17 protein-coding genes and 1 pseudogene are annotated in these 18,678 nt (G+C 66.1%); 7 read left to right on the top strand and 11 right to left on the bottom strand.

Going from position 1 to position 18,678, the window contains the following annotated elements:
- Positions 1–821 (bottom strand): annotated as a pseudogene (locus tag WBR68_RS22205) (formate dehydrogenase); the annotation flags it as partial.
- Positions 818–1,411 (bottom strand): formate dehydrogenase subunit gamma, encoded by a 594-nt coding sequence (locus WBR68_RS22200; protein ID WP_230695271.1) that lies wholly within the window; start codon positions 1,409–1,411, stop codon positions 818–820. The gene WBR68_RS22200 and the pseudogene WBR68_RS22205, both read right to left, overlap by 4 nt.
- 158 nt (positions 1,412–1,569) lie before the next feature.
- Here WBR68_RS22200 and WBR68_RS22195 point away from each other — a divergent pair, with 158 nt between their 5' ends.
- The 3 genes from WBR68_RS22195 to mobA are packed head-to-tail and all read left to right on the top strand — an operon-like array spanning position 1,570 to position 4,453.
- Positions 1,570–2,649 carry a helix-turn-helix transcriptional regulator gene (locus tag WBR68_RS22195; protein ID WP_230695270.1) on the top strand — a complete coding sequence of 360 codons (1,080 nt, stop codon included), beginning with the start codon at positions 1,570–1,572 and terminating at the stop codon, positions 2,647–2,649.
- A 42-nt stretch (positions 2,650–2,691) separates the two neighbouring features.
- Entirely contained in the window at positions 2,692–3,819 is a 1,128-nt protein-coding gene (moaA, locus tag WBR68_RS22190; protein ID WP_230695269.1) for a GTP 3',8-cyclase MoaA, read from the top strand.
- Entirely contained in the window at positions 3,812–4,453 is a 642-nt protein-coding gene (mobA, locus tag WBR68_RS22185; protein ID WP_342490513.1) for a molybdenum cofactor guanylyltransferase MobA, read from the top strand. Before moaA ends, mobA begins: the two co-directional genes overlap by 8 nt.
- Here the strand turns inward: mobA and WBR68_RS22180 are convergent.
- Genes WBR68_RS22180 through moaC form a run of 5 tightly spaced genes read right to left on the bottom strand, consistent with a single transcriptional unit; the run spans position 4,426 to position 7,361 of the window.
- Positions 4,426–5,631, bottom strand: coding sequence for a molybdopterin molybdotransferase MoeA (locus WBR68_RS22180; protein WP_050448235.1), 1,206 nt, complete (start codon positions 5,629–5,631; stop codon positions 4,426–4,428). The genes mobA and WBR68_RS22180 overlap by 28 nt on opposite strands.
- Positions 5,632–5,634: 3 nt before the next feature.
- Positions 5,635–6,156: a molybdenum cofactor biosynthesis protein B gene (moaB, locus tag WBR68_RS22175; RefSeq protein WP_050448236.1), complete on the bottom strand. Its 522-nt coding sequence runs from the start codon at positions 6,154–6,156 to the stop codon at positions 5,635–5,637.
- Positions 6,153–6,635, bottom strand: coding sequence for a molybdenum cofactor biosynthesis protein MoaE (locus WBR68_RS22170; protein ID WP_050448237.1), 483 nt, complete (start codon positions 6,633–6,635; stop codon positions 6,153–6,155). The genes moaB and WBR68_RS22170 overlap by 4 nt, the downstream gene beginning before the upstream one ends.
- 5 nt (positions 6,636–6,640) lie before the next feature.
- The gene (locus WBR68_RS22165; RefSeq protein ID WP_050448238.1) at positions 6,641–6,892 is read right to left on the bottom strand and encodes a MoaD/ThiS family protein; all 252 of its coding nucleotides are present in this window, start codon (positions 6,890–6,892) and stop codon (positions 6,641–6,643) included.
- Positions 6,873–7,361, bottom strand: a complete 489-nt coding sequence (gene moaC, locus WBR68_RS22160; protein WP_050448239.1) for a cyclic pyranopterin monophosphate synthase MoaC — start codon at positions 7,359–7,361, stop codon at positions 6,873–6,875. The genes WBR68_RS22165 and moaC overlap by 20 nt, the downstream gene beginning before the upstream one ends.
- Before the next feature lie 138 nt (positions 7,362–7,499).
- Here moaC and WBR68_RS22155 point away from each other — a divergent pair, with 138 nt between their 5' ends.
- Positions 7,500–11,099, top strand: coding sequence for a DUF748 domain-containing protein (locus WBR68_RS22155; RefSeq protein WP_230695268.1), 3,600 nt, complete (start codon positions 7,500–7,502; stop codon positions 11,097–11,099).
- A gap of 66 nt (positions 11,100–11,165) precedes the next feature.
- Positions 11,166–12,050: a dienelactone hydrolase family protein gene (locus tag WBR68_RS22150; RefSeq protein WP_050448241.1), complete on the top strand. Its 885-nt coding sequence runs from the start codon at positions 11,166–11,168 to the stop codon at positions 12,048–12,050.
- Positions 12,051–12,071: 21 nt separating this feature from the next.
- Here the strand turns inward: WBR68_RS22150 and WBR68_RS22145 are convergent, their stop codons facing one another.
- Positions 12,072–12,497: a hypothetical protein gene (locus tag WBR68_RS22145; protein WP_127185529.1), complete on the bottom strand. Its 426-nt coding sequence runs from the start codon at positions 12,495–12,497 to the stop codon at positions 12,072–12,074.
- Between the two features lie 239 nt (positions 12,498–12,736).
- On the opposite strand from WBR68_RS22145, the gene WBR68_RS22140 reads away from it, so the two are divergent.
- Entirely contained in the window at positions 12,737–13,240 is a 504-nt protein-coding gene (locus WBR68_RS22140; protein ID WP_050448243.1) for a peroxiredoxin, read from the top strand.
- A gap of 87 nt (positions 13,241–13,327) precedes the next feature.
- Complete coding sequence (locus tag WBR68_RS22135; RefSeq protein WP_230695267.1) at positions 13,328–14,980, top strand: MFS transporter; 1,653 nt, start codon at positions 13,328–13,330, stop codon at positions 14,978–14,980.
- A gap of 17 nt (positions 14,981–14,997) precedes the next feature.
- Here the strand turns inward: WBR68_RS22135 and WBR68_RS22130 are convergent, their stop codons facing one another.
- From WBR68_RS22130 to WBR68_RS22120, 3 genes are all read right to left on the bottom strand, one after another.
- Positions 14,998–15,864 (bottom strand): DMT family transporter, encoded by an 867-nt coding sequence (locus WBR68_RS22130; RefSeq protein WP_230695313.1) that lies wholly within the window; start codon positions 15,862–15,864, stop codon positions 14,998–15,000.
- Positions 15,861–16,895, bottom strand: a complete 1,035-nt coding sequence (bioB, locus tag WBR68_RS22125; RefSeq protein WP_230695266.1) for a biotin synthase BioB — start codon at positions 16,893–16,895, stop codon at positions 15,861–15,863. The genes WBR68_RS22130 and bioB overlap by 4 nt, the downstream gene beginning before the upstream one ends.
- Before the next feature lie 258 nt (positions 16,896–17,153).
- A complete protein-coding gene (locus WBR68_RS22120; protein ID WP_127185525.1) occupies positions 17,154–18,647 on the bottom strand; it encodes a helix-turn-helix transcriptional regulator in 1,494 nt (497 codons plus the stop codon).
- Positions 18,648–18,678: the final 31 nt, after the last annotated feature.

Raw genomic sequence — 18,678 nt, 5'->3', positions numbered from 1 at the left:
CCGCAGATGTAGGCGCCCGCGCCCTTGCGCACTTCCAGGTCGAAGCGGCGTCCGCTGCCGTGCACGTCCGCGCCCAGCCAGCCCACGCTGCGCGCGCGGGTGATGGCGGCCTCCAGCGTGGCGATGGCGTGCGGGTATTCGGAACGCACGTAGATGTAGCCATAGCTTGCGCCCACGGCCAGCCCGGCGATGGTCATGCCTTCGATCAGCACGTAGGGGTCGCCTTCCATCAGCAGGCGGTCGGCGAAGGTGCCGGAGTCGCCTTCGTCGGCGTTGCACACGATGTACTTCTGGTCGCTGGGCGTGCCCGCTACCGTTTTCCATTTGATGCCGGTCGGGAACGCCGCGCCGCCGCGTCCGCGCAAGCCCGAGGTGACCACTTCGTCAATGATGCCGGCCGGCTCCATCGCCAATGCCCGCTTCAAGCCCGCCAGGCCGCCGTGCGCGGCGTAGTCCTGCAAGGACAAGGGGTCGATCACGCCGACGCGGGCGAAGGTCAGGCGTTCCTGGTGTTTCAGGTAGGGGATGTCTTCGGTCAGGCCCAGGCACAGGGGGTGGGTGGAGATGTCCTTCAGCCAAGCGGCGTCGAACAAACCGGCCACGTCTTCCGGCGCCACGGGGCCGTAGGCCACGCGGCCATCGTGCGTGGCCACTTCCACCAGCGGCTCTAGCCACAAGAGCCCGCGCGAGCCGTTGCGCACCACTTGCACGGCCACACCGCGTTCATCAGCGATGCGCTCAATTTCATGGGCCACGGCATCGGCGTCCATGGCCAGCGCCGCGGCGTCGCGCGGCACGTAGATGACGACGGGGGCGCTCATGGCGCGACCTCCGGCGTGCGGTCCGGCGTGCGGTCCAAAGCGCGATCCAAGGTGCGCGCCAACAAGCGGTCCAGCTTGGCGGGGGTAACACGAGCATGCGGCTGGCCGTCGATCATGACGGCGGGCGACTGGGCGCACAGCCCCAGGCAGTAAACGGGTTCCAGCGTGAAATTGCCGTCCGCCGAACTGGCATGGAAGTCGCAGCCCAGGTGGGCGCGGGCATGCGCCGCCAGCGGTTCGCCGCCCATGGCCTGACAGGCTTCGGCGCGGCAGACTTCCAGCGTATGGCGCGCGGCCGGCTGGCTGCGAAAGTGCGGGTAGAAGGTGATGACGCCGTGCACTTCAGCGCGGGACAGGTTCAGGGCCTCGGCGATGGTTTGCACCGCCTCGGCCGGAATACAGCCCAATTCGTGCTGCACCTCGTGCAGTACCGGCAGCAGGGGGCCGGGCAGGTCTTTCAGCCGCGCAAGAATGCGCGCGGTGGTGGCGGTGGCGGGGGTGGCGGACGCCTGGGCGGCGTCCAGCGCCAGTGGGCCGCCGCGGGCGCCGCCGCTGGATGCCAGGTCGGATTTTGCCTCGCGCTGTTGCACGGTGGTCTCCTCCAATGTTGCGGGCCCCGTTCAGGGGTCTGTGGTGCGGATCAGGCTCTGAGGGCATTTAATATGTTTTTAAAAACATAATAAAAGCCCGGCTGCCGCGTTATTTGTGTACTCTAACCACGTACTTGACTGTCTTCAATAAGAAAGAAATGACATATAAGTTCCGAATCGGTCTGCGGCCCCAATGGACCTTGGGCGGGGGTGACGACACGGCGCCCGTGCCCTTGCAAGACATGCTTGCGCTGCTGGCCGCGATTGACGCCACCGGCAATATCTCGGGCGCGTGTCGGGCCTGCGGGCTGTCGTACCGGCATGCCTGGGGCGTGCTGCGCCGCTTCGAAACCACCTTCGGCACGCAGTTGCTGATCACGAATCGGCGCCAGGGCACGCAACTGTCGCCCTTCGCGCAGCGCCTGCTGTGGGCCAACCGCCGCATCGAGGCGCGCTTGATGCCCACGCTGGACAGCATGGCGTCGGAATTACAGGAAGAGCTGGAACGGCTGCTGCCTGAAAGCGGTCCGCACTTGCGGCTGCACGCCAGCCACGGCTTCGCGGTGGAATCGCTGATGCAGCACATGGGCGACCGCAAGCCGGGGCTGGAATTGCGTTATCGCACCGCGATCGAGGCGTTGGCGTCCTTGGAACGCCATGAATGCGATCTGGCCGGGTTTCAGGTGCCGCTGGGCGATTTCGAATCGCCCATCATGGAGCGCTACGCGCAGTGGCTGCACGCCGACGACTACCTGCTGATTCATCTGGCCGTGCGCAATACCGGCCTGTTCGTCACCGCCGGCAACCCGAAGCAGATCCGTGGCATGGCTGACTTGGCGCGCCAGGACGTGCGCTTCGTGAACCGCCAGATCGGGTCCAGCACCCGCTACCTGGTGGGGCTGATGCTGCAACGCGCCGGGGTGTCCATTGGCGAGGTCCAGGGCTACGAAACCAATGAATTCACGCACATGGCGATTGCCGCGCACATTGCCAGCGGCATGGCGGACACGGGCGTAGGGGTAGAGACGGCAGCCTGCCGGTTCGGGCTGGACTTCATTCCACTGGTGCGCGAACGCTACTTCTTCGCCATCCGCAAGTCGTCGCTGGAGACGCCCGCCATGCAAGACCTGCTGTCCATCATGCGCAGCGCCGACTACGTGGGCTACGTAGGGCAACTGGTGGGCTACGACGCCCAGGACACCGGCCGTTTACAAACCCTGGAAGAGGCTTTCGCGTAGGCGGGGCCGCCCGGACCCTGGCCGCCGATATATGATCGCCCCATGAGCAAAGTGATATTCCTTGCCGATGAACGGGTCAGCCAGCGCACCGATCGCGCAATCTGGCCCGCGCCTGGCGAGCTGCCGCCAGACGGCCAGCCCGCGCTGGACCAGCGCGCGCGTCCGCTGCGCGATCTGCGCATCTCCGTCACCGACCGCTGCAACTTCCGCTGCACCTACTGCATGCCGCGCGAAGTATTCGACGCCAGCTATACCTTCATGCCGCATTCGGCGCTGCTGTCCTTCGAGGAAATCAGCCGCCTGGCCGGCATTTTCACGCAGCTGGGTGTGGAGAAAATCCGCCTGACAGGCGGCGAGCCGCTGCTGCGCAAGCACCTGGAAAACCTGGTGGGCCAACTGGCTGCATTGCGCACGCCGGCGGGCCTTCCGCTGGACCTGACCCTGACGACCAATGGCAGCGTGCTGGCGCGCAAGGCCGCCGATCTGAAAGCGGCGGGATTGACGCGCGTAACCGTCAGCCTGGATGCGCTGGATGCCTCCATGTTTCAGGACATGAGCGACAGCGGCTTCACGCCCGATGACGTGCTGCGCGGCATCGACGCCGCGGCCGAGGCTGGCCTGGCGCCGGTGAAGGTCAACATGGTGGTGCGGCGCGGCCTGAACGACGGCCAGATCCTGCCCATGGCCGAACGCTTTCGCCACAGCGGCCACATCCTGCGCTTCATCGAATACATGGACGTGGGCAGCACCAACGGTTGGAACCTGACGGAAGTGGTGCCCAGCCAGGAAGTGCTGGACCGCATCGGCGCGGTGTATCCGCTGGAACCCGTGCAATCCAACGACATGGGCCGCGTGGCCGAACGCTGGCGCTATGCGGATGGCGGCGGCGAAATCGGCGTCATTTCCAGCGTCACGCAGGCCTTCTGCGGCGGCTGTACGCGCGCGCGCCTGTCGCCCGAGGGCAAGCTGTATCTGTGCCTGTTCGCGCACGAAGGCTTTGATCTGCGCGCGCCCTTGCGCGACGGCGCAAGCGACGCGGAACTGGCCGCCATCGTGGCAGGCATCTGGGGCGGCCGCCACGACAATTATTCCGAACTGCGTGGCCGCAACATGGCGGACACCACACCCACTTCCGGCCGCAAGGTCGAAATGAGCTACATCGGTGGCTGACCAGTCTTTGCCGTTACCCACGGCGCGCATCGTCGGGCTGATCCTGGCGGGCGGGCAGGGCGCACGCATGGGCCATCAGGACAAGGGGTTGGTCTTGCTGAACGGCGAACCCATGGTGGCGCATGTGGCGCGCCGGCTGGCGCCGCAGGTGGGCAGGCTGATCATCAGCGCCAACCGGCATGCCGAGCGTTACGCGCAATACGGAACGGTGGTGGCGGACGGCGCGCCCGCGCTGGGCGACTTTCAAGGGCCGCTGGTGGGGCTGGCGGCGGGGCTTGTCGCGGCATCACACGCCGACGACGACTGGGTAGTTGCCGTGCCGTGCGACACGCCTTTTCTTCCCCATGACCTTGCAACGCGGCTGATCGCCGAGGCGGTTTCCGCCCAGGCCCCACTGGCCTACGCGATGGCCGGCGGCCAACGCCATGCCGCCTGCATGGCGTTGCGCCCGTCGCTCTTGCCCGACCTGCGTGCTTATTTGCAGGCGGGCGACCGCAAGGTGGGCGTGTGGCAGGCCCGCGTGGGTGGCGTGGCGGCGTGTTTTGACGACGTGCCAGACGCCTTCATGAACGTGAACACGCCCGAAGAACTGGCCGTGGCTGAACGCTACACCAGCCAGTGCCGCATGTCGTAATAAGGCACGCGGTCGCCGTCATTGACCAGCACGTCGGCCGGCAAGCGCGCCAGCCCCGTTGCCCAGGGTACGGAACTGATCACCCCCGAGCCTTGATGGCCATAGGGCACGAGCTCGGCGGTGCCGTCCTTGGCCACGCGGCGCTGCACGCGCAGGAACTCCTCGCGTCCGTCCTGGCGCGGATGCTCGGTGCGCAGCGGCAACAGGTTGACGGGCGGGAAGATTTCTTCGCGGCCTTGCATGCGCCGCACCAGCGGCGACACCAGCATGGCGAAGACCGCATAGGCCGACACCGGATTACCTGGCAGGCTGACCACGGGCTTGCCGCCGATCTGGGCCAGCGCCACCGGCTTGCCGGGTTTCATGCGGACCTTCCACAGCGATAGCTCGCCGCCCAAGGTGGCCAGGGCGGGCTTGACCAGGTCGCGTTCGCCCACCGACACCCCGCCCACGCTCAACACCAGATCGCAATCGGCCAGCAGGGTCTTGAACGCGGCCAGCAGTTCTTCTTCGGTGTCGCGCGCGTGCAGCACATGCACGGGCACGGCGCCCAGCCCGCGCGTCAGGGCGGCAAGCATGGGGCCGTTGGAGTTGTAGATCTGCTCGGGCGCGCGCGGCGTGCCGGGCGGCACCAGTTCGTCGCCGGTGGTCAGGATGCCCACGCGCAGCCGGCCCATCACCGGTACGGTGGCCAGCCCCTGCGAGGCCAGCAGCGCCACGTGCGCGGCTTGCAGCACGGCGCCTGCCGCCAGCAAGGGCGCGCCGGCCATCGTGTCTTCGCCGCGGCGGCGGATGTGCTGGCCGGGGGCGGGTGCGCGTGTGATCTCTACCTGGTTGTCGGCTTCGACGGCGTCTTCCTGCATGACGACGGTGTCCGCGCCATCGGGAATCAGGCTGCCGGTAAACAGGCGGATGGCGTGCCCAGGCTTCAGCGGTTCGGGCACGTCGCCCGCGTAGCAGCGTTGCTGGATGGGCAGGCGGGCGCCCGCGCGCCAGTCGGCCACGCGCAGCGCGTAGCCGTCCATGGCGCTGTTGTCGGCCGGTGGAATGTCTACCGTGGCTTGCAGATCGGTCGCCAGCACGCGGCCGGCGACTTCGTTCAGTTCAATCTCTTCGCGGCGTTGCAGCGGCGTTGCGGCGTTGGCCAATAGGGTTTGGGCGTGATCGAAATCCAGCATGGGTCAGTGGTCTTCTTTCCGGGGCTTGAAATGCGAGGCGAAATTGCACGGGCGGTGCCTGCTGTCGAGCTGTTCGCGCAGGATCTGCGCCCAGGCCGTTTCGCAGGCGTTGTTCGAACCGGGCAGGCAGAAGATCAGCGTCTGGTTGGCCGAGCCCGCGAACGCGCGCGACTGGATCGTGGAGCTGCCGATCTCGGTGTAGGAGATCTGGCGGAACAGTTCGCCAAAGCCGGGTATTTCGCGGTCGAGCAGGGGCAGGATGGCTTCAGGCGTATGGTCGCGATGCGAAAAGCCCGTGCCGCCGGTGGTCAGGATGACCTGCACTTCGGGGTCGGCGATCCAGTCGCTGATGATGCGGCGGATCTGGTAGATGTCGTCGCGGACGATGTCGCGGCGTACGCACTCGTGGCCCGCATGCGCCAGGCTGTGGGCCAGCAGGTTGCCGGAGGTGTCGTCGCCCGCGCTGCGGGTGTCGCTGACCGTCAGCACGGCACAGGCCAGCGAGACGGGAATTTCTTCGCTCATGGACGTTCCTTGGTAGGGGCGGTGTCTTCATCCCAGGCGTCGGTGCGGTCCTGGTCGGCCTGGCGTTGTTCTACCCAGAAGCTACGGCCGCCTGCCAGCGTTTCGCGCTTCCAGAAGGGGGCACGCGTCTTCAGCGCGTCGATGATGTATTCGCAGCCGCGGAAGGCGTCGCCCCGGTGCGCGCTGGCGGCCGCCACGAACACGATCTGCGCGTTGCGCGAGAGCGCGCCCACGCGGTGCACGATGACCGTGCCGTCCAGCTTCCAGCGCTGGCGGGCGGTCTCGGCAATGGCTTCAAGTTCGCGCTCGCACATGCCGGGATAGTGTTCGAGGTACAGCGTGTCGGTGGGCGCATCGGGCGCGTAGTCGCGCACATAGCCCACGAAGGTGACGATGCCTCCCACGCCGGACCCGGCGTTCTCGCGCAACGCGGCCGTCAGGGCGGCGGCGTCAAAATCGGCTTCCTGGACGCTGATCATGGCGTTCAACCTCCGGTGACGGGTTCGAACACAGCGACTTCGTCGCCCGGGCGGATCGGCGCCGTCGGCTTGGAATGGGTTTGGTTGATGGCCAGTTTCAAGCGCGCTGCCGGGGCCAGTTGGGGATACCGTTCGCCCAGCGCGGCCAGCAGTTGGGCGCCGGTGGATTCGCCATCCAGCGGCCAGTCTTCACTGCGCTTGCCGACCAGTTCGGCCACGCGGGCGAAGTACAGCAGATTAATCGTTGCGCCATTCACCGCTTTTTCCTCCGGCCTTGTACTTAAGGCGTACTTGTTCAACCACGATGCCTTTGTCGGCAGCCTTGCACATGTCGTAGATGGTCAGCGCGGCCACGCTGCACGCCATCATGGCCTCCATTTCCACGCCCGTCTTGTAGCTGGTGCGGCAGGTGGCCTGGATGTCGATGCGATGCGCGGCGTCGTCCAGCGCGAAGTCCACGCCCACGAACGCCAGCGGCAGGCTGTGGCAAAGCGGGATCAGCTCCGCGCAGCGCTTGGCGGCCAGCACGGCGGCCACGCGCGCCGTGTTGAGCACTTCGCCCTTGCCTTGGCCCGGTTGCGTCAACAGGCCGTAGGCCACGGCGTTCATGCGCACGCTGGCCACGGCGATGGCCACGCGCTCGGTGTCCGATTTGGCGATGACATCGACCATGCGCACCTGGCCGGCTTCGTCAAGGTGGCTCAGGGAAGGAGGGGAAGAAGGCATGGGGAATCGGGATCGAGAATTGTTAATGTTTGAAAAGTGCGGTGCCGCCAGGCCGGGCGGGCCGCAGGTTCCGCCTATGATAGACGAGCGCTAACCAGGGCGCGATAATCGCCATCAACTCGCATCAGGAGACACGCGATGCCCTTGCGGCGCCCCAAGTTACGGTTCACCCGGCGCGCCGGCAAAATCCTACTGGGCATTGTGGCGTTCGCGCTGATCGTCTGCGGTATCGCTGCCTGGCAAGTGCCCAAGGTCTTGCACAACGTGTTGACCACCGACGTCGCCAAGATGATCGGCCGCGATGTTTCCGTGGGCAAGATCAGCTTCAACCCCTTCACGCTGACCGTTCGCGCCCACGACCTTGCCGTGGCCCAACCCGGCTCGCAGACCCCGCTGCTGACATTGGCAGAACTGGATGCCAGCGCCGCCTGGAGCTCCCTGTTCTGGTTCGCGCCCGTCGTCGACCGCTTGACGCTGCGCGAGCCCAGCATCGCCATCGTGCGTGAAGACGTCACGCGCTTCAATTTTTCTGACATCCAGCAACGCGTCGCGGACATGGCGGCGGCCCAGCCTGAAGAACCGCCCGAGCCCGACGCCGGCCTGCCGCGTTTTTCGCTGAACAACATGGTCATCGAAGGCGGCTCCATCACCTTGGATGACAAGGTCACCGGGCGCAAGCAGGTGGTGGATGAACTGGGCCTGGGCGTGCCGTTCATTTCCAATTTCGGCTACGCCACCGACATCGACGTGCAGCCCCGGCTGCACCTGCGCATCAACGGTAGCCCCTTCGATCTGAATGGCGTGGCGCGCCCGTTCGACACGGTGCCATCGTCCACGCTGCGCGTGGCCTTCAACGGCCTGCAGCTTGAAAAGTGGGCGGACGTCTGGCCGATGCCGCTGCCGTTCAAACTGGAAAGCGCGCTGCTGGATTCCAACCTGCAAGTGGTGTTCGAACAGCCCAAGGACGCCGCGCCCAAGATTCGCGTGGTGGGTGATGTGGGGTTGCGCCGGTTCGACCTGCGTGACACCAATGGCGACCCGCTGGCCGCCTGGAGCGCGCTGACCGTCACCCGCCTGGAACTGGAACCCATCGCGCGCCAGGCCTATGTGGGTGAAATCGGGCTGTGGGCGCCGCAGGTCCATGTGCGGCGCTACGCCAATGAACACCTGAACTGGCAGGACGTGGTCGTCAAGCTGAAGGCGCTGGCGGGGGTTGCACCCACCGAGACGCCGGTGGCCGACAAGCTGCGGCGGGATATGGGCTTGAAGGAAAAGCCGAAGCCGGACGCCGCCGCAACGCCTGCCCCTGATGCCGCCGTGGACCCCGTTCCTGATGCCCCGCCCGGCACGCCGCCGTCCGGCCCGGATGCTGCTCCGGGTGCTGCCCCGGGTGCTGCTCCGGGTGTTGCCCCAGGTGTCGCTCCAGCGGGCGCCACCGTAGACGCTACTGCCCCGGCGCCAGCCCCCAGCCCCGCCTCGTCGGACTGGACGGTCACGCTGGACGCCTTCAACCTGCACGAAGGCGAGCTCACGCTGACCGACGCGATCAGCAAGCTGGATTACATGGTGACCGGCGTGAGCGCCATCGTTGAGGGCGTGACCATTCCCGAGGTCAAGGACCAGCCCGTCAACCTGTGGCTGAACGTGGACAACAGCACCGACGGCGGCTGGATCCGCGCCAAGGGTCCGCTGGAACTGAAACCGCTGTCGCTGGAACTGGCCGTGCGCATGGGCAACATCGCCCTGGCGCCCCTGGCCCCGGCCGTGCGCAACGCCGCGCCCATCTTGCTGCTGGATGGCCGGCTGGGCGCGTCGGCGCAGATTCATGTCCGCGAAAAAGACGGCGCCATCGACGCGTCGGCTACGTCCGTCCAGGCCGACCTGACCCAATTCAAGGCGCGCGACGAGGCCCAGAAGCCGGCGCTGGACATCGCTTTGCAATCGCTGCGCATGACGGCGGATCGCCTGGCCATGGGCCCCGGGCAAAGCAATTTCACCCTGGCGGCCGCGGGCATCCAGGGCAATGGCGCGCTGAACATGAAGGGCACGTTCGCCCCGCAGCCGCTGACGCTGTCGTCTTCCGTGGACCTGTCCGACCTGAATGTGGCGCCGTTCGCGCCCTATGCCGCCGGCAGTCTGAACGCCACCGTGCGCGCCATTACGCTGGCGGCCAAGGGCGACGTGGCCTTTGCCGCCGCAACGGGCAATACGCCCATGCGGGTCAACTGGAAGGGCGGCGTCGATATAACCGGCGTTGACCTGCAAGACCGCGTCAACAACGACGACTTCCTCAACTGGAAGCGCCTGGCGTTTGCCGGCATGGATGTGTCCGTGGCGGGCGACAAGGTCGCCGCCAAGCTGGGCGACATCGCGCTGGAAGACTTCTATGGCCGCATCCTGCTGAATGCGCAGGGCCGGCTGAACGTCATGGACCTGGTGGCCGCGCCGGGGCAGGCGGGCGGCTCCATCACGCAGGACACGCAGACACCGGGCCGGCAAGCGCCTGCCGCGCAGGCTTCCGACAAAGCGGGGGCAGGCGCCGCCATGCCCGACATCTCGGTCAACAGCGTCACGCTGTCTCGCGGCCGCATGACGTTCACCGACCGCTTCGTCAAGCCGAACTACGTGGCGGAACTGTCCGCCATCGAAGGCGCGATCTCGGCGGTGTCGTCCACCAACCCGCAGCCCGCCAAGGTGAAGGTCACGGGGCGTGTCTACACCACCGCGCCGCTGTCCATCAGCGGCATCGTGCAACCCTTCGCCAAGTACTTGACGCTGGACCTGAAGGCGTCGGCCAAGGGCGTGGACCTGCCGCGCTTCAACACCTATTCGGCCAAGTACGTGGGCTACCCGATCAAGCGCGGCAAGCTGTCGGTGGACCTCGAATACAAGATCAAGAACCGTGCGTTACAGGCGTCCAACCATGTGGTGCTGAACCAACTGACCTTTGGCGACAAGACCAACAGCCCCGACGCGACCAAGCTGCCGGTGCTGTTGGCGGTGGCGCTGCTGAAGGACTCGCGCGGCAATATCGACATCAACCTGCCCGTGTCCGGCTCGCTGGACGATCCGGAGTTTTCCGTGGGTGGCATCGTGGTGCGCGTATTGCTGAACCTGGTGGTCAAGGCGGTCACGTCGCCGTTCAGCCTGTTGGCCTCGGCCTTCGGTGGCGGCGAAGAACTGTCTTATGTGGAGTTCGCGCCGGGCAGCGCGGTGCTGACAGAAGATTCCATCCAGCGCATCGACACGCTGACCAAGGCTTTGACCGAGCGCCCCGCGCTGAAGATGGACATCAGCGGCCGCGCCGACCCCAAGACCGACTTGGAAGGCCTGCGCCAAGCCTGGGTTGATGCTCGGATCCGCGCCGCCAAGGCCGCCGACACGGCCCCGCGCGGCAAGAAACCGAATCCGGCCGGGGGGCAGGTGTCTGCCGCCGAACGCGCCAAATACCTCGAAGCCGTCTACGACGACACGGACATCAAGGACAAGCCGCGCAATTTCATCGGCATGTCGAAGTCCGTGCCGGCCGAGCAGATGGAATCCATGTTGCGCGGCGTGGCGCCGGTGGGCGACGAGCAATTGCGCCAACTGGCCGATGCCCGCGCGCAAGCGGTTTATGAGAAGTTGCAAGCCCAGGAAGGCCTCGCGGAGCGTGTTTTCATCGTTGCGCCGCAGTTGGACGCGGACGGTATCGAGGATGAGGGGCAACCCTCGCGCGTGGACTTCTCCCTGAAGTGAACCCGCTGGGCCGACGACGCGCCACGTGCCGCGTCTTGGACCCGGCTTTTTGCCAGGAGATTCTCGATGAAAGATCAGGACGCGCACTTCGACAGCCTGTTGCCGCCCTTGCGGCTGGACCGCCGGGGTTTCATCGCCACGACGGTCGCGGCGGGCTTTTCCCTGGCGGCAGGGCCAGCCGTGGCCCAGACCGCCATCGCCACCGACACGAAGGGGCTGACGGCCGGCAAGGTGGACATTCCCACCAAGGACGGCAAGATGCCGGCCTATCGCGCGGCGCCGGAAGGCAAGAAGAACCTGCCCACCGTGCTGGTCGTGTCCGAGATTTTTGGCGTGCATGAATACATCCAGGACGTGTGCCGCCGCCTGGCGCACCTGGGCTACCTGGCCATTGCGCCGGAACTCTACGCGCGCCAGGGCGACCCCTCCAAATACACCGAAATCCCGAAGCTGCTGGCCGAGGTTGTCAGCAAAGTGCCCGACCTTCAGGTGCAGAGCGATCTGGACGCCACCGCGACGTGGGCGGCGGCCAACGGCGGCAACCCCGACAAGCTGGGTATCGTGGGCTTTTGCTGGGGTGGCCGCCAGGTCTGGCTGTACGCGGCCCACAACCCCAAGCTGAAAGCGGGCGCGGCGTTCTATGGCCAACTGGCCGGCGAACCCACCGACCTCAAGCCCAAGTCGGCCTTGAGCCTGGTGAACGAGCTGAAAGCCCCGGTGCTGGGCGCGTATGGCGGCAAGGATGCGGGCATTCCGCTGACGGACGTTGACCGCATGCGGGCCGAACTGGCGAAAGGCTCGGCGGCGGCGAAGGCGTCACGGATCGATGTGTACCCCGAGGCGCCGCATGCCTTCCATGCGGATTACCGGCCGTCGTACCGCAAGCCCGAGGCCGAGCAAGCCTGGACCCGCATGCTGGATTGGTTCAAGCAGAACGGGCTGGCGACGTAGACGGCGTCTTTACCGCGCAATCTACTTGGCTTTTTCCCCAGGCAGGCCGTCGCTGACTTCAGCCAAGGCCTTTTTCATGCCCTCATAGCTGATGGCGCGCTCGTGCTGGAAACTGCCCAGCACGCCCTGGCATCCGTCCACGCCCGAACGCTTCATGTCGTCCATCATCGTCTTGCCCTCGCCCTGGCCTTGTTGGAACAGGGCGTCATAGGACGCCAACGAAAAGCCATATTCCTTGGCGTACCGCGTCAGGTTCTTCTGGGCTGTCGCCTTATGTTGGGCCAGGTCGGGGTCCGAGGCGCCGCAGGCGCGCGCGGCGCCGTTGGACGCTCCGGCCGCAATCACGAAGGAATCGTACAGGGTCTGTTCGCTTGCATCCGGCGCGGCCAAGGCCGGCGCGGTGGCGGTGGCCAGGACCCAGGCCAGGCCAGTCAAGATCTTGTGCATCGGTGAGTCTCCGATAGATGCCCGCGGGCGGCTTTCAACCCGGGCGGGCGTGGGTCACGCCTGCATTATGGCAAGCAGCCGTTTCCAGGCCGTGTGGCGGGGGTATGGAGTCGTTTCAGACTGTGCGTGATTTTTTCGCGCCGGTCTGGCGCAGCGGGCAGGGCGCGCACGCACTATGATGTCGGGTGTGAGGCGATCCCGCCTCAATGCATTGCCCCACTTTTCCCTGGAGATACCCCATGACGATCAACGTCGGCGACCGCGTGCCGGAAGGCACCCTGACCGAATTCATCGAAACCGAAACCGAAGGCTGCTCGCTGGGCCCCAACGCGTTCCAGGTTTCCGACCTGACCCGCGGCAAGACCATTGCGCTGTTCGCCTTGCCGGGCGCCTTCACCCCCACCTGCTCGGCCAAGCATCTGCCGGGCTATGTGGAACAAGCCGCCGCCTTGAAGGCCAAGGGCGTGGATGAAATCTGGTGCGTGGCCGTCAACGACGCTTTCGTCATGGGCGCCTGGGGCCGCGAGCAAAAGACCGAAGGCAAGGTGCGCATGCTGGCCGACGGCTCGGCGCTGTGGACCAAGGAACTCGGTCTGGAACTGGACCTGATCGCGCGCGGCATGGGCGTGCGTTCGCAACGCTATTCGGCCCTGATCGTCGACGGCGTGGTCAAGCAGTTGAACGTGGAAGGCCCTGGCAAGTTCGAAGTCAGCGATGCCGCCACGCTGCTGTCGCAAATCTGACCTAACGTAGTTCCCTGTTTTACCGCTCAACACGGCAGGCTGCCTTTGCAGCCTGCCGCGCTAATGCCAGCAGCGGTTGCCAACGCCATGCTCGCCACCCTCTCCTCATTCTCGTCCTTGTACTTCGCGACCTTGCTGATGCTGATCGGCACGGGTCTGTTCAACACCTACATGGGCCTTCGGCTGACTGCGCAGTCTGTCAGCGAAGTGTGGATCGGCGCCTTGATCGCCGGCTACTACCTGGGCCTGGTGTGCGGCGCCCGCCTGGGGCACAAGCTCATCATCCGCGTGGGCCACATCCGCGCGTTCGTCGCGTGCGCGGCTATCGCCACCAGCATGATCCTGGCCCAGACGCTGGTCGATTCCATGCCGCTGTGGCTGGTGTTCCGCCTGATCTCCGGCGTGGTGATGGTGACCGAATTCATGGTCATCGAAAGCTGGCTCAACGAACAAACTGAAAACCATCAGCGCGGCCGGGTGTTCTCGGTCTACATGGTGGTGTCCGGCCTGGGCACGGTGCTGGGGCAGTTGGCGCTGACCGCCTACGCCACCCTGGACCTGCGGCCGCTGACGCTGGTGGCCATGTGCCTGGTGCTGTGTCTGGTGCCTATTGCCGTCACCGCCCGTTCGCACCCGCCCACACCACTGCCCGCGCCGCTGGACATTCGCTTCTTCATGCGCCGCGTGCCGCTGTCGATGACGGTGCTGTTCGTGGCGGGCAACCTGTCCGGGGCTTTTTATGGCCTGGCCGCCGTCTATGGCGCCAAGCATGGGTTGACGACCTCGCAAGCCGCCATCTTCGTGGCTGCCGCCGTCACGGCCGGCTTGTTGTCGCAATGGCCCATGGGCTGGCTGTCCGACCGCATCAACCGCGCCGGCCTGATCCGCTTCAATGCGTTGTTGCTGGTGCTGCTGCCTACGGTCATGTGGGGCTGGCTGACCTTGCCATATTGGGCGTTGGTGGCCTTGTCCTGCGTCTTCGGCATCCTGCAATTCACGCTGTACCCGCTGGGCGCGGCATTCGCCAACGACCACGTGGAGTCCGAGCGCCGGGTCAGCTTGTCGGCCGTGTTGCTCATGACCTACGGCGTGGGCGCCTGTATTGGCCCCATGGTGGCGGGCCTGCTGATGTCGCTTTTCGGCCATAGCATGTATTACGTGTTCATCTCGGCTTGCGCACTGATTCTGGTGTGGCAGGTGCGCCCGACGCGCGTCACCGGCGCGCATCAGGTCGACGAGGCTCCGACGCATTTCGTGCCCATGCCCGATACCTTGCAAAGCTCGCCGGCCGCGGCCGTGCTGGATCCGCGCGTGGACCCGGAAAACGATATTGCGATGGAAATGGTGCAGCCTGATCCGGCGGCGGCAACGGTATCCGCGCCTGCGGCTGGGTCGGAATCGACGGATTCGGCGGAGCCATCGGACGCGTCGGACGCATTGGATGCATCAGACGCATCAGACGCGTCAAAACCCTCGGAGCCGTCGCCCGTGGCTCCGCCGCTCACCCAAGAATGGCCGGCGGATGCCGCGGCAGCGCCGGCAGCCGATGTTGCGGCAGCCGATGCTGCGGCAGCCGATGCTGCGGCAGCCGACGCTGCGGCAGCCGATAGCTCCGCGTCCGATACGGCAGAGTCCGGCTCCGCTGCCTCGTCAACCGAATCCACCGGGGCAACCGGGTCAGCGGAGCCCGCCCGAGACGCGGACGACGCTGCCGAACGCGCGCGCCGCACCGGCACCTAAGACCCGGCCTGCGTGGGCTACCAAGGCGCCATCAGTACGATGGCGGCCAGCGCCAGCGCGATGCCCAAGCCGTTGACCCGCGTCAAGGGCTCGCGAAACGCCAAGGCCCCCACCAGCGTGCCCAGGGTGATGACACCCATGTTCATCGACGCGAAGACCAGCGCCGGGTGCTCGGGCAACGATTGGTGCGCGCGGATATAGGTCAGGATGTTGCCGAAGTTGAACACGCCCAGCGCCACGCCTGCCAACAGGTGGCGGCGTTCCCAGCGCACTCGACGCGCCAGCAGATAGGCCAGCATCAGCCCTCCCGCCAACACGAACGCCAGCAGCAGCCCCGCGGCAAACGCGGTGCCGGCGCGCGCCACCTGCTTGAACAGGATGTCGATCACCCCATAGCCCGCCCAGACCGCGAGCGGCCAAAGCCAAATGCCTCGGCCTGGTGCCGTTCCGGTGTTGGCGTCGGCGGCGGGACGGCGCAGCAGACAAGCCAATGCGGCGAACGCCAGCAGAATCGCCGCCAGCTTGCGCCCGCTGATCGGTTCGCCAAACAGCAGGAATGCCGCCAGCAAAGGAATGAACAACGACAGGCGCTGCGCCGCGTCGCTGCGCACGATGCCGGCGTGGCGCACCGCTGCCGCCATCGCCAGGAAAACGCTGGGCAGCAACACGCCCAGGGCGGCCAGCACGGCCCAAGGTGTGTGCGGCGTCAGCAGCGCGGCGGGGTCGGGTTTCAAGACTGCCCAGCAGAGCAGGGCGGCTACGGCGTAGTTCATGGTGATGGCCTGGCGCACGTCCACGTCATAGCGGCGCGCCAGCTTCAGCAGCACGGCCACGGTGACGCTGCACGTCACGCTGGCCAGCAGATACAGAATGCCCGGCGTCAACGGCATGTCGTGTTCTGCTGCTGCGGCTCGGCGGGCGCGGGGTGCTCGCCTGCTTCGACGTGCATGCCCAGGCGTTGCAGCAGGCGTTGGTCGGCCTGCATTTGCGGATTGGCGGTGGTCAGCAGCGCGTCGCCGTAGAACATCGAGTTGGCGCCCGCCATGAAGCACAAGGCCTGCAGCGCGTCGTCCATGGCTTCGCGGCCCGCGGACAGGCGCACCGCGGCGCGCGGCATGGTGATGCGGGCCACGGCAATGGTGCGCACGAATTCAAAGGGGTCCAGCGCCTCGACGTCGGCCAGCGGCGTGCCTTCGACGTGCACCAGATTGTTGATCGGCACCGACTCGGGGTAGGGCGTCATGTTGGCCAGTTGGGCGATCAAGCCCGCGCGCTGCTGCCGCGATTCCCCCAAGCCCACAATGCCGCCGCAACACACGTTGATGCCGGCCTCGCGCACGCGGTCCAGCGTATCCAGCCGGTCCTGGTAGGTGCGGGTGGAAATGATCTTGCCGTAGAACTCCGGCGACGTGTCCAGGTTGTGGTTGTAGTAGTCCAGCCCGGCGTCTTTCAGTTGCTCGGCCTGGCCGTCTTGCAGCATGCCCAGCGTGACGCAGGTTTCCAGGCCCAGCGCCTTGACCGCGCTGACCATCTGCGCCACGGCCTCCAGGTGATGGGGCTTGGGGCTGCGCCAGGCCGCGCCCATGCAAAAGCGCTGCGCACCGCCTGCCTGGGCAGCGCGGGCGGCGGCCACCACGTCGTCCAGCGGCATCAGCTTGTCGGCGTCCAGTCCGGTGTCGTAATGCGAGGACTGCGGGCAATAGGCACAGTCTTCGGGACAGCCGCCCGTCTTGATCGACAAGAGGCTGGACAACTGGACGGCGTTGGGGTCGAAGTGGGCGCGGTGCACCTGCTGCGCGCGGTGCAGCAGGTCCATGAACGGCAGCGCGTACAGCGCCAGGATGTCGGCGGTGCGCCAGGCCGGGGCGGGCAAGTGCTTGGCCGTCAGCGGGACGGGAATGGTGGCGGTCTGCAAGGCGGGCTCCTGTCGGTCTTACGGAAATCGCGCCGCTTGCCGAAGCTGGCAAGGACGGATCGGCGGATCGTAAGAACCTGCGCAGGGTTTACGCAATGCGTGAATGGAGGCGGAAAATGCGGGGTATTTACAGGATTTATTGCGGTAGATGCTGGATTTTGGTGGGTAGGCTTGCGTAACGCGATCGCATCTTCGGCGACGTCGAACCCCCGGATATTTTGATTCTAATTGTAAAATCCGTGGGTTCGACCCGTGCCTTCAGTCCTTGGCGGGCTTGTCGCGCACGCGGGCGGACTCGTGGCCTGTGATGCCGCGGTCACGCGCCCACACGATGGCCGCGCTGCGCCGATGCACGCCGATCTTGCTGTAGATCGTGGCGACATGATTGCGCACGGTGTTGCGCGACAACTTCAAGGCCTTGGCGATGGCGTCGTCATCGTGACCTTGGCAAAGCAGGCCCAGCACTTCGCGTTCGCGGGTGGTCAATTGCGCCAGTTCCGCCACGTCGCGGGACGCGGGCGCGGGCTGACGCAGTTGCGCCAGCTTTTCGATGATGCCGCGGCTGAACCACGACGTGTCCTGCATGACCGCTTCGATCGCGGCCAGCAATTCGATTTCGGAACGCTTGCGCTCGGTGATGTCCTGCATCACGACCAGCAGCCGGCGCTGTCCGCCGATCATCACCGGCTCGGCGGACACCAGGCAGTCCAGCCTGCCACCGTCCTGGGTGGCCAGCGTGGCCTCGCGGTTGCGTGCGCTTTCGCCGCGTTTCAGGCTGGCGGCCATGCCCTCGTAGGGTTGCAGGCCGATGTCGGTCAGGGCCGCGCCGATGCTGGTCTCGAGCGATGCGCCAGTGACCGCCGTAAAGGCGTCGTTGAAGTCCAGCACGGCCAGCGTATCGCCTTCGCACACGGCCATGGGCACGGGCGCCAGCTTGAATGCCTTCGAGAAACGCTCTTCGCTTTCGCGCAGCGCCGCTTCGGTACGCTTGCGCGCTTCCAGGTCGATGAAGGTGAACAGCATGCAGGGTTCGTCCTGCATATCGATGGGCTGGCCGGCCACCATGACGAACTTCGTCTCGCCGTTCGCCAGTTTGATCACGCCCTCGCGCTGCGCAATGGTCTTGCCTTCGTTCAGATTGGCCACTGCCTGTTCTTTGTCTTCGCCGCCATCCAGGATGTCGAGCTCGTAGGCGGATTTGCCCAGTACGGCCTCGCGCGTGTAGCCCGTCATCTCCAGAAAACCCTGGTTCACCTTGACATAGCGCAGGTCGGATAGCCGGCAGATCAGCGCGGGCGCGGGGTTTGCGCCAAAGGTCCGTTCGAAGCGCTGCTCGGCGTTGATCTGTTCGGTTTGGTCGTGCAGGATCAGTACGCGGTAGTCGGCGTCTTTGTCGCCTTCCAGCTTGAGTCCACGCGCGAGCACGTTGCGCAGGAAATCTTCGTCGTCCTTGCGGTTCAGGTCCAGCAACAGATCATCAAAGCTCTCGCCGGCCGCCAGACGGTCCAGCGGATATTGGCGCGGGGGGACGCGGTGATGGTTGCGGAAGGTGAGGGTGTAGCGTTTGCGGTAGCCGGCGGGCGTGCCGCCCAGCGCGTCAAGCGTGTCCACGCCGTGTAATTCCAGTGCGCTGGCATTGGCCCAGGCGATTGAGCCGTCGGATTCGAGCAGGATGATGCCTTCATTCAAACCCGCGATGATGGCTTGCAGGTGTTGGCGATGCGCGTCGGGCGCGGCGGCGTTTGCGGTCACGTAGGCCTCTTCGGTTCGCGTGGCGTGATCC

It is taken from the genome of Achromobacter sp. JD-1, assembly GCF_038594925.1.
In the GTDB taxonomy this organism is placed as follows: domain Bacteria; phylum Pseudomonadota; class Gammaproteobacteria; order Burkholderiales; family Burkholderiaceae_B; genus Achromobacter; species Achromobacter spanius_C.
This window is presented reverse-complemented; position numbering and strand designations above follow the sequence as displayed.

What these genes read in the sequence shown, in the direction of transcription:
- WBR68_RS22195 (WP_230695270.1), top strand. Translation starts at nt 1,570, where the DNA reads ATGACATATAAGTTCCGAATCGGTCTGCGGCCCCAATGGACCTTGGGC.
- moaA (WP_230695269.1), top strand. Translation starts at nt 2,692, where the DNA reads ATGAGCAAAGTGATATTCCTTGCCGATGAACGGGTCAGCCAGCGCACC.
- WBR68_RS22180 (WP_050448235.1), bottom strand. Translation starts at nt 5,631, where the DNA reads ATGCTGGATTTCGATCACGCCCAAACCCTATTGGCCAACGCCGCAACG.
- moaB (WP_050448236.1), bottom strand. Translation starts at nt 6,156, where the DNA reads ATGAGCGAAGAAATTCCCGTCTCGCTGGCCTGTGCCGTGCTGACGGTC.
- WBR68_RS22170 (WP_050448237.1), bottom strand. Translation starts at nt 6,635, where the DNA reads ATGATCAGCGTCCAGGAAGCCGATTTTGACGCCGCCGCCCTGACGGCC.
- moaC (WP_050448239.1), bottom strand. Translation starts at nt 7,361, where the DNA reads ATGCCTTCTTCCCCTCCTTCCCTGAGCCACCTTGACGAAGCCGGCCAG.
- WBR68_RS22155 (WP_230695268.1), top strand. Translation starts at nt 7,500, where the DNA reads ATGCCCTTGCGGCGCCCCAAGTTACGGTTCACCCGGCGCGCCGGCAAA.
- WBR68_RS22150 (WP_050448241.1), top strand. Translation starts at nt 11,166, where the DNA reads ATGAAAGATCAGGACGCGCACTTCGACAGCCTGTTGCCGCCCTTGCGG.
- WBR68_RS22145 (WP_127185529.1), bottom strand. Translation starts at nt 12,497, where the DNA reads ATGCACAAGATCTTGACTGGCCTGGCCTGGGTCCTGGCCACCGCCACC.
- WBR68_RS22140 (WP_050448243.1), top strand. Translation starts at nt 12,737, where the DNA reads ATGACGATCAACGTCGGCGACCGCGTGCCGGAAGGCACCCTGACCGAA.
- WBR68_RS22135 (WP_230695267.1), top strand. Translation starts at nt 13,328, where the DNA reads ATGCTCGCCACCCTCTCCTCATTCTCGTCCTTGTACTTCGCGACCTTG.